Source organism: Actinoplanes sp. NPDC048791 (assembly GCF_040650095.1).
GTDB lineage: Bacteria > Actinomycetota > Actinomycetes > Mycobacteriales > Micromonosporaceae > Actinoplanes.
The window spans coordinates 1-8203 of the sequence record NZ_JBEZGQ010000319.1 but is presented as its reverse complement, the minus strand read 5'-3'; the positions used below and the strand labels follow the sequence as shown (position 1 = coordinate 8203).

At 69.9% G+C, this 8203-nt stretch carries 11 protein-coding genes and 1 pseudogene; 1 reads left to right on the top strand and 11 read right to left on the bottom strand.

Translation table 11 applies throughout. From position 1 onward, the window contains the following. Window positions 1–120 precede the first annotated feature (120 nt). Entirely contained in the window at window positions 121–1308 is a 1188-nt protein-coding gene (locus tag AB0C29_RS22670; protein ID WP_360823275.1) for an aminotransferase class V-fold PLP-dependent enzyme, read from the top strand. Window positions 1309–1310: 2 nt separating this feature from the next. Here AB0C29_RS22670 and AB0C29_RS22665 read toward each other — a convergent pair whose 3' ends face one another. The 11 genes and pseudogenes from AB0C29_RS22665 to rpsP form a co-directional block, all read right to left on the bottom strand. Then, window positions 1311–1775: a M23 family metallopeptidase gene (locus AB0C29_RS22665; RefSeq protein ID WP_360823272.1), complete on the bottom strand. Its 465-nt coding sequence runs from the start codon at window positions 1773–1775 to the stop codon at window positions 1311–1313. A gap of 66 nt (window positions 1776–1841) precedes the next feature. Then, a complete protein-coding gene (locus AB0C29_RS22660) occupies window positions 1842–2168 on the bottom strand; it encodes a DUF2469 domain-containing protein (RefSeq protein ID WP_023561849.1) in 327 nt (108 codons plus the stop codon). Beyond that, a complete protein-coding gene (locus AB0C29_RS22655; RefSeq protein WP_360549921.1) occupies window positions 2165–2983 on the bottom strand; it encodes a ribonuclease HII in 819 nt (272 codons plus the stop codon). Before AB0C29_RS22655 ends, AB0C29_RS22660 begins: the two co-directional genes overlap by 4 nt. Then, complete coding sequence (locus tag AB0C29_RS22650) at window positions 2983–3429, bottom strand: NUDIX domain-containing protein (protein ID WP_360823269.1); 447 nt, start codon at window positions 3427–3429, stop codon at window positions 2983–2985. The genes AB0C29_RS22655 and AB0C29_RS22650 overlap by 1 nt, the downstream gene beginning before the upstream one ends. A gap of 61 nt (window positions 3430–3490) precedes the next feature. Further along, the gene (gene lepB / locus AB0C29_RS22645; protein WP_360549925.1) at window positions 3491–4144 is read right to left on the bottom strand and encodes a signal peptidase I; all 654 of its coding nucleotides are present in this window, start codon (window positions 4142–4144) and stop codon (window positions 3491–3493) included. Next, window positions 4141–5025, bottom strand: a complete 885-nt coding sequence (gene lepB / locus AB0C29_RS22640) for a signal peptidase I (protein ID WP_360549927.1) — start codon at window positions 5023–5025, stop codon at window positions 4141–4143. The genes lepB (AB0C29_RS22645) and lepB (AB0C29_RS22640) overlap by 4 nt, the downstream gene beginning before the upstream one ends. A gap of 202 nt (window positions 5026–5227) precedes the next feature. Beyond that, complete coding sequence (gene rplS / locus AB0C29_RS22635; RefSeq protein WP_360549929.1) at window positions 5228–5587, bottom strand: 50S ribosomal protein L19; 360 nt, start codon at window positions 5585–5587, stop codon at window positions 5228–5230. Between the two features lie 130 nt (window positions 5588–5717). Next, the gene (trmD, locus tag AB0C29_RS22630; protein ID WP_360823266.1) at window positions 5718–6482 is read right to left on the bottom strand and encodes a tRNA (guanosine(37)-N1)-methyltransferase TrmD; all 765 of its coding nucleotides are present in this window, start codon (window positions 6480–6482) and stop codon (window positions 5718–5720) included. Beyond that, a complete protein-coding gene (gene rimM, locus AB0C29_RS22625; RefSeq protein ID WP_360823278.1) occupies window positions 6482–7048 on the bottom strand; it encodes a ribosome maturation factor RimM in 567 nt (188 codons plus the stop codon). Before rimM ends, trmD begins: the two co-directional genes overlap by 1 nt. A gap of 14 nt (window positions 7049–7062) precedes the next feature. Then, the gene (locus AB0C29_RS22620; RefSeq protein ID WP_023561857.1) at window positions 7063–7320 is read right to left on the bottom strand and encodes an RNA-binding protein; all 258 of its coding nucleotides are present in this window, start codon (window positions 7318–7320) and stop codon (window positions 7063–7065) included. 118 nt (window positions 7321–7438) lie between these two features. Next, window positions 7439–7873: pseudogene (gene rpsP, locus AB0C29_RS22615) on the bottom strand (30S ribosomal protein S16); the annotation flags it as partial. Between the last annotated feature and the right edge of the window lie 330 nt (window positions 7874–8203).

Sequence of the window (8203 nt, the reverse complement as noted above, 5' to 3'; positions counted from 1 at the left end):
CGGCGAACAACCGCCGGCGCGCCCGCGACCCGGTGGCGACCGCAGCCGGGCCACGACCGACCGCCGGCCCGTCTGAGGAACGGCCGCGACGGACCCGCCGGCACCACGTACGATCAGGGCGTGAGCGTCGGAGATCCGCCCCCGCCCATCCCGGGAGCGCGGCTCCTCTTCTCCCTCGACCCGGCCACCGCCTACCTCAACCACGGCTCCTTCGGTGCCGTCCCGATCGGCGTGCAGCGCACCCAGCAGCGGTTGCGGGACGAGGTCGAGCGCAATCCGATGTCGTTCTTCGCTTCGCCGGGGCTGACCGACCGGATCGTCCATACCCGACGGCATCTGGCCGATTTTCTCGGCGCCGACCCGGACGGCAGCGCTCTGGTGCCGAACGCCACCGCCGCGGTCTCGCTGGTGCTGCAGTCGATCCGGCTGACCTCCGGTGACGAGGTGCTGCTCACCGACCACGGCTACGGCGCCAACGCGATCGCTGTGCGGCGGCAGTGCCGGCGGGACGGGGCCAGTGCGCGGACCGTCGCGCTGCCGCTGGATGCCTCCGATGCCGAGGTGGTGTCGCGGATCCGGGGGGCTTTGCGGCCCGGCAAGACCAAGCTGCTGATCATCGACCAGCTCACCTCGCCGACCGCGAAGGTGCTGCCGGTGCGCGCGATCGCCGCTGCCGCCCGGGAGCACGAGATCCCGGTGCTGGTCGACGCCGCGCACGTGCCCGGCATGCTGCCCGTCCGGGTCGACCGGCTCGGCGCCGACTTCTGGGTGGGCAACCTGCACAAGTGGGCCTACGCCCCGCGGGGCACCGCCCTGCTCGCCGTCGCCCCGGGCTGGCGCCGGCGGATCGAGCCGCTGGTCGTGTCCTGGGAGCATGACTCCGGCTTCCCGATGTCGGTCGAGTCGCAGGGCACCATGGACTATTCGCCCTGGCTGGCCGCGCCGGCGGGGCTCTTCACCCTGCGCACCCTGGGCGTCGAGGCTGTGCGGCGGCACAATGCGGCGCTCGCGGCGTACGGTCAGCGGCTGGTCGGGGCGAGTCTCGGCCTGGCTCCCTCCGACCTGCCCGACCCCGGCGCGGCCGAGGCGGCCATGCGGATCCTGCCGCTGCCGTCGGGGATCGCCACGACGCAGCCGGAGGCGCATGCCCTGCGCCAGCAGATCGCCGACAAGCTGGCGACCGAGGTCGCGGTGAACGCGTGGGGCGGCCGCGGCTGGCTGCGACTGAGCGCCCAGGTCTACAACCGCCCGGAGGAGTACGAGAACCTGGCGGAACGCCTGCCACCCCTGCTGGCGTCCCTGCGCTGACATCACAGCGGCAGCAGCCGGACGCGCCCGAGACCGAGCAGCGTCAGCGGGTCCAGGTAGTCCGCGCCGCGGCGCAGACCCCAGTGCAGACAGGCCGCCGACGGACAGCCGGGATGACCAGCCGCCAGCGTGCCGAGCGCTTCCCCGGCCGCGACGGCGTCACCGGGCCGGCGCGTCTGGACGTCCACCGGCTCATAGGTGGTCCGCAGGCCGCCGGGATGCGCCACGCTGACGACCCCGCGCCCCGCGACCTGCCCGGCGAACACGATCGTGCCCGCTGCGGCGGCCCGCACCACGGAGCGGGGCGCGGCCGCCTTATCCGTGCCGCGATGACCGGGCAGCCAGGGGCGCGGCGGCGGATCAAAACGCCGCACGACCCGGGCTCCGTCGACCGGCCAGCCGGCCCGCTCAGGAGCAGCCACCGGGAGACCGGCCAGGACCATGAGGGCCGAAAGCAAGAGCACCATGCCAGGCATGGTGCTCTTTTCCGAGATGGGCCGCGACCTGCCCTGTGGACAACCGCGGCCGCCCGGTCAGCTCCCGCCGAAACCGGCCTCGTCCGGCAGTGAGATGTCCGGCTTCTCCAGCTCCTCCACGTTGACGTCCTTGAAGGTCATCACGCGGACGTTCTTGACGAAGCGGGCCGGCCGGTACATGTCCCAGACCCACGCGTCGTGCATCTCGACCTCGAAGTAGACCTCGCCGTCGGAGTTGCGGACGTGCAGGTCCACCTGGTTCGCCAGGTAGAACCGGCGTTCCGTCTCCACCACGTACGAGAACTGTCGGACGATGTCGCGGTACTCCCGGTAGAGCTGCAGCTCCATCTCGGTCTCGTACTTCTCGAGATCCTCTGCGCTCATCGCTTCTCGCCCTCCATGGCCTCATCTTCCCCCACCGGCACCGGCGGCCGAGGCTGCTCGCCCGACGCCACGCCGACGGTACCCTCCACTGCTGGCCAGAGCATCAGCGGCTCGGCGTTGACCGGGGGCAGAACCGCGGGGCGGCGGGCCCGAGGGGGCCGGTTGCCGCGCCCGGAGACGGCTGCCACGTTCACGTACGAGAAGCGGTGCTCCGCGCAGGGACCGTGCCTGGTCAACGCCGCACTGTGCTCGTCGGTGATGTAGCCCTTGTGCACCGCGAAGCCGTAGTCCGGGAACCTGCCGTCCAGCTCCACCATCAGCCGGTCCCGGGTGACCTTGGCGAGCACGCTGGCCGCCGCCACGCAGGCCGCCACCCGGTCGCCTTTCCACACCGCGAGGCCGGGTGCCCCCAACCCGTCGACCGGGAAACCGTCGGTCAGGACGTACTCGGGGCGGGTGGTGAGCGACGCGAGCGCGCGGCGCATCGCGGCCAGGTTGCAGACGTGCAGGCCGCGGCCGTCCACCTCGGCCGGCGGAACGATCACCACCGACCAGGCCAGCGCCCGCGTGACCACCTCGTCGTAGACGCGTTCGCGGGCGGCCGCGGTGAGCAGCTTGGAGTCGGCCAGTTCGTCGATCTCGCCGCGCTTGCCCTCGGGCAGGATCGCCGCGGCGGCGACCAGCGGGCCCGCACAGGCGCCCCGGCCGGCCTCGTCGGCCCCGGCGACGTGCCGGAAGCCACGGCGCTGCAGCGCCCGCTCAAGGGCGTAGAGGCCGCCTTCGCGGCGGACCACCGTCCGGGGCGGACTCAGCATCAGAGGACCTTACGCAGCAGGTCGGCGAGCCCGATCGGGAAGATCTGCTCGGTCGAGGTGTCGAGCTCGGCCACGGACCACCAGCGGTGCGCGGTGATCGTGCGCTGCTCCTCGGGGTCGAAGCCGGTGGTGTCGACCTGCCACGAGTCGATCCGCAGCAGGAAGAAGTCCTGGTCCTGGCGGTACTGCCGGTTGTCGTAGCTGAACTCGGTGGTCTCGTGGTGCACCGGCTCGCCCAGCTCGGCGGGATCGACCCGCAGGCCGGTCTCCTCCAGCAGCTCGCGGGCCGCGCCCAGAGCGGGCGTCTCGCCCTCGTTCAGCCCACCGCCGGGTGTGAACCACCAGTGCTGGTCCGCGCGTGCCGGGTCACCGCCGTGCAGCAGCAGAACGCGCTCCGCGGCATCGATGAGAAGCACCCGGGCGGCCCGGCGGTCGATGAACGTCACGCCCCCAGCCTATTGCGCCGATGGTCGATCTTGACGCCGGGTCAGTCGCCTCGGCGCCGCGTCAGTTGGCCGGCGCCGCGTCCGGGACGTCGTCGAACTCCTTGGGCACGGAGAGCCAGGTCGCCCGGGACACCGGCCAGAAGATCGTGAACGCCCGGCCGACGATCGAGTCGGTCCGGATCGTGGCGGCCTGGATGTCCTTGGTCTGCTCCCAGTGCTCCAGGGAGTCGCCGGACGCCGAGCGGTGGTCACCCATGACCCACAGCCGGCCGGCCGGCACGGTGATGTCGAACTTCTCGTCCGCCGCCGGGTCCTGCTGGCCGTCCGCGTCGGTGTAGATGAACGGCTCGTCCAGCGAGTGGCCGTTGATCATCAGGCGTTCCTGGTCGTCGCAGCAGACCACGTGGTCGCCGCTGACGCCGATGATGCGCTTGATGAAGTCCTCGCCCTCGGTGCCGCTCTGCCAGTCGGTCGGGGCCTTGAAGACCACGATCTCGCCCCGGCGCGGCTCACGGAAGTCGTACACGAGCTTGTTGACCAGCACCCTGTCCCAGACGTTGAGCGTGTGCTCCATCGACGGCGACGGGATGTAGAAGGTCTGCAGCACGAAGAAGCGCACCAGGACGGCGACGAGGATCGCCACTCCCAGCAAGATCGGTAGCTCGCGCCAGAACGAACCGCTGCGCTTCGAGGACTCGGTGTGCTCGTCAATCACGATCGGAGCCTACGTCCCCGGGGCCGCAACCACAGTCCGGAACGCGCGGATACGCCGACACTTAAGAGGAACGGCAGCATAACGGCAGCGGTGGCGGGATCGGGGGCATGCCGGGGAGATTCACCGGTCGGGGCGGCCGCGATCGGGTGGGCCGCCGCGTACGACTTCCAGTTGTCCGGCACGGAAAGGCTGGTGAAGTGGCTGGTGGGCCACACCACCACGAAGGCCCGGCCGATGATGTTGTCGATGGGTACCGGCCCCTGGCAGCGCGCGTCCTGCGACACCAGGCGGTGGTCGCCCATGACGAACATCTCACCCGCGGGGACGGTCACCTCGGCGAACCGGCGGCTGGTGCACTGCCGCGGATTCGGCGGCGCGTCCAGCGGCGAGTTCTCGAAGATGTACGGCTCGTCGATCGGCTCGCCGTTGACGGTGATCCGGCCCTGGTCGTCACAGCAGGCGATCTTGTCGCCGGGCAGGCCGATCACCCGTTTGATGAAGTCGCGTTCGCCCGGACGGCTGACCCCGACGAGGTCGCCGATGGTGCGGCCCAGCTTGGCGCCGAAGGTGTTGCTGATCGGCTCGGCCGGCTGCTCGGGCGCCCAGTTGTCGGTGCCGCGGAAGACCACGATCTCGCCGCGCAGCGGGTCCCGCATGTCGTAGACGACCTTGTTGACCAGGACGCGGTCCTTGATCGCGAGGGTGTTCTCCATCGAGCCGGACGGGATGTAGAAGGCCTGCACCAGGAAGGTGCGGATCAGCACGGCCAGGCAGAAGGCCACCACCAGCAGCAGCGGCAACTCCTGCCAGAGGGGCATCTCCTTGCGCCGGATCACCCGCCCGCGGCGACGTCCGGAGGAGGAGGGTCGATACCCCTGCATCGGTTCCACGCTACGCATCTCCTGCCGCCGTCCGGTCGAACCGCCCCGGATACAGCACTACCGCCCGAGTTCCCACGGTGGGGACATGACGGGCGGTAGTGCGAATGGTCCTGCTGAGTTCCCATCCGTCACTGACGCAAGCGTAGTGCGCCCGCGCAGTAAACGTCAGTCCGAGTGAATACGGCCCGGACCGGTAGGGGGTTCAGCTGACCGTCTGCTTCTCGCGCAGCTCCTTGATCTTGGCCTTCTTGCCCCGGAGCTCACGCAGGTAGTAGAGCTTGGCGCGACGCACGTCACCGCGGGTCACGACCTCGATGCGGTCGAGCTGCGGGCTGTTGACCGGGTAGGTCCGCTCGACGCCGACGCCGAAGCTGATCTTCCGGACCTTGAAGGTCTCGCGCAGCCCGCCGCCCTGGCGGCTGATCACGACGCCCTGGAAGATCTGGACGCGGGAACGGTTGCCCTCGACGACCCGGACGTGCACCTTGACGGTGTCACCGGCCCGGAAGTCGGGGATGTCCGTGCGCCGCGACTGGGCGTCGAGCTGGTCCAGCGTGTTCATCGCTGCATCCTCGTCGTACTCAAAGCGCACCGGGAGTTCGATGCGCGATTGGGTGATTCTGACCCGCTGACATCGGTGCAGGGGGTCCTCGTCCGGCCGGCCACGGCGTGGGGCGCGAACGGCAACCTCACTACTTTGCCACACCCGGGGGCGGGATCTGAAATCCGGCCTCGTCCAGGGCGGCCCGGTCCTTCTTGTCCAGGAGATCAACCGGATAGGCGGCCAGCATGTCCGGCCGCCGGGCCGCGGTGCGCAGCAACGATTCGGTACGCCGCCAGCGCGCGATCCGGCCATGATCACCGGACCGGAGCACCTCGGGCACCGCCCTGTCCCGCCAGACGGCCGGCTTGGTGTAGACCGGCGCCTCCAGCAGTCCGGCCGCGTGCGACTCCTCGGTCAGCGACTCCGCGTTGCCCAGCACCCCGGGCAGCAGCCGGGTGATCGCCTCCATGATCACGATGACCGCGACCTCACCACCGAAGAGCACATAGTCGCCGAGCGAGACCTCACGAACCGGCATCCGCGCCGCCGCGTCGTCGAGGACACGCTGGTCGATGCCCTCGTACCGGCCGCAGGCGAAAATCAGGTGGTCCAGAGCAGCAAGCTCGTGCGCGTCCGCCTGGGTGAACGGCTTACCCACCGGCGACGGCACGACGAGAACGGACGAAGGACCGGCGACCGCATCCAGCGCGGCCGCCCACGGCTCCGGGCGCATGACCATGCCGGGGCCACCGCCGTACGGGGAGTCGTCCACCGTGCGATGCACATCCGAGGTCCAGGTGCGCAGATCATGCACAGCGAGCTCGAGGATGCCGGCGCCGCGGGCCTTACCGATCAGCGACAGCTCCAGCGGAGCGAAATACTCGGGGAAGATGGAAACGACATCGACGCGCATCAGAGGTCGAGCAGACCCTCGGGCAGGTCGACGACGATCCGGCCGCCGGCCAGATCGACCGTCGGCACCATCTGGCTGACGAACGGGATGAGCGCCGTGCCACCGGCAGCCCTCTTCAGGACGATGAGATCCGAAGCAGGCGCGTGGTCGATCCGGTCGACCGTGCCCAGCACAGTGCCGTCGACCGACTCCACGGACAGGCCGGCGAGCTGATGATCGTTGAACTCGTCCGGATCGTCCGGCTCGGTGATCTCCGAACTGTCGACCTGCAACAACACGCCACGCAGAGCCTCAGCGGTGTTGCGGTCGAGGACGCCCTCGAACTGGGCGATGCCCTTGCCCTGATGCCAGCGGATCGCCTCGAGGACAAGCTTCGCGGGCACCTGGTAAGGCACCCCCGGAACGGCGGCAGCCGCCGGGCCGGAACTCACCCGGCGATCCCGAGGGATCTCCGTGGTGAACGCCGACCCGGCGGCGAATCTCGCCTCTGGATCATCGGTCCGCACCGTCACCAGCACTTCCCCACGGATCCCATGGGGTTTCCCGATCTGACCGACGACCAGCAACATCAGGCAGCAGCTCAGTACGCGTCGACGATGTCGACGCGGATGCCGCGCCCACCGATCGAACCGATGACCTGACGCAGCGCCTTGGCCGTACGCCCGCCCCGCCCGATGACCGTACCCAGGTCCTCAGGGTGCACGCGGACCTCGAGCCGCTTACCGCGGCGCGAGTCGACCAGCCGGACCCGGACATCGTCCGGGTTGTCGACGATGCCCTTGACGAGGTGCTCCAGCGCAGGCCGGAGCGCCCCGTCAGTTCGCGTCGGCGCCGGCACCGGCCGGGTCCTTCGCGTCCGCGGCAACAGCCTCACGGTTCGGCTCGGCCGGGTCGACAGCCTTGGTGTCACTCGGCCGCGTCTCGGCAACCTCCGGCGCGGCCGGGGTCTTGTCGGCAGCCTTGTCGGCCGCCTTGTCAGCGGACTTGTCGGCCGCCTTCTCGGTCGCGCGGGCCTTCTTGGCCGGCTTGGCAGCCGGAGTCTCGGCGACACCGGCGGCAGCCTTCGCCTCGGCCTCGTAGGTCGCCAGGCGGCTGACCTTCTCGGCCTTCATCAGCAGCGGCGGCGGGGCCGGCAGGCCCTTGAACTGCTGCCAGTCGCCGGTCTTCTCGAGCAGACGCTGCACGGCCTCGCTCGGCTGCGCGCCGACCGAGAGCCAGTACTGCACCCGCTCCGACTTGACCTCGATGATCGAGGGGTCTTCCTTGGGCTGGTAGATACCGACGTACTCGATGGCGCGGCCGTCACGCTTGGTGCGCGAGTCGGCGACGACGATGCGGTACTGCGGGTTGCGGATCTTGCCCATCCGCAGGAGCCGGATCTTTACGGCCACGGTCTTGTTCGCTCCTGTTGCGATGACGACCGGCCCGCCTGGGAGCCGGTACGTGGGTGAGAGAACGGAACCCACGTGGGGATATGGGACCGATGCCTCGAGGACTGGCGGTGCGTGGAGGAGTTAGAGGGCACCTCTGCGCACGCCGGACCCGTCCATTCTGCCAGAGCTCCTCGGCTCGTCCCAATCGGGTCCTCTTGGAGATCTTTTCTTGTCGTGCCTGGTTGCATGGCGCTGGCCGTCGCTCCCGCCGATTGCCGGGTGGTTGCATGGTTTTATTCGGTTTCTTGTGGGTGGGTGGTGGGGCTTTGGGGGCGGGGATGGCCCACG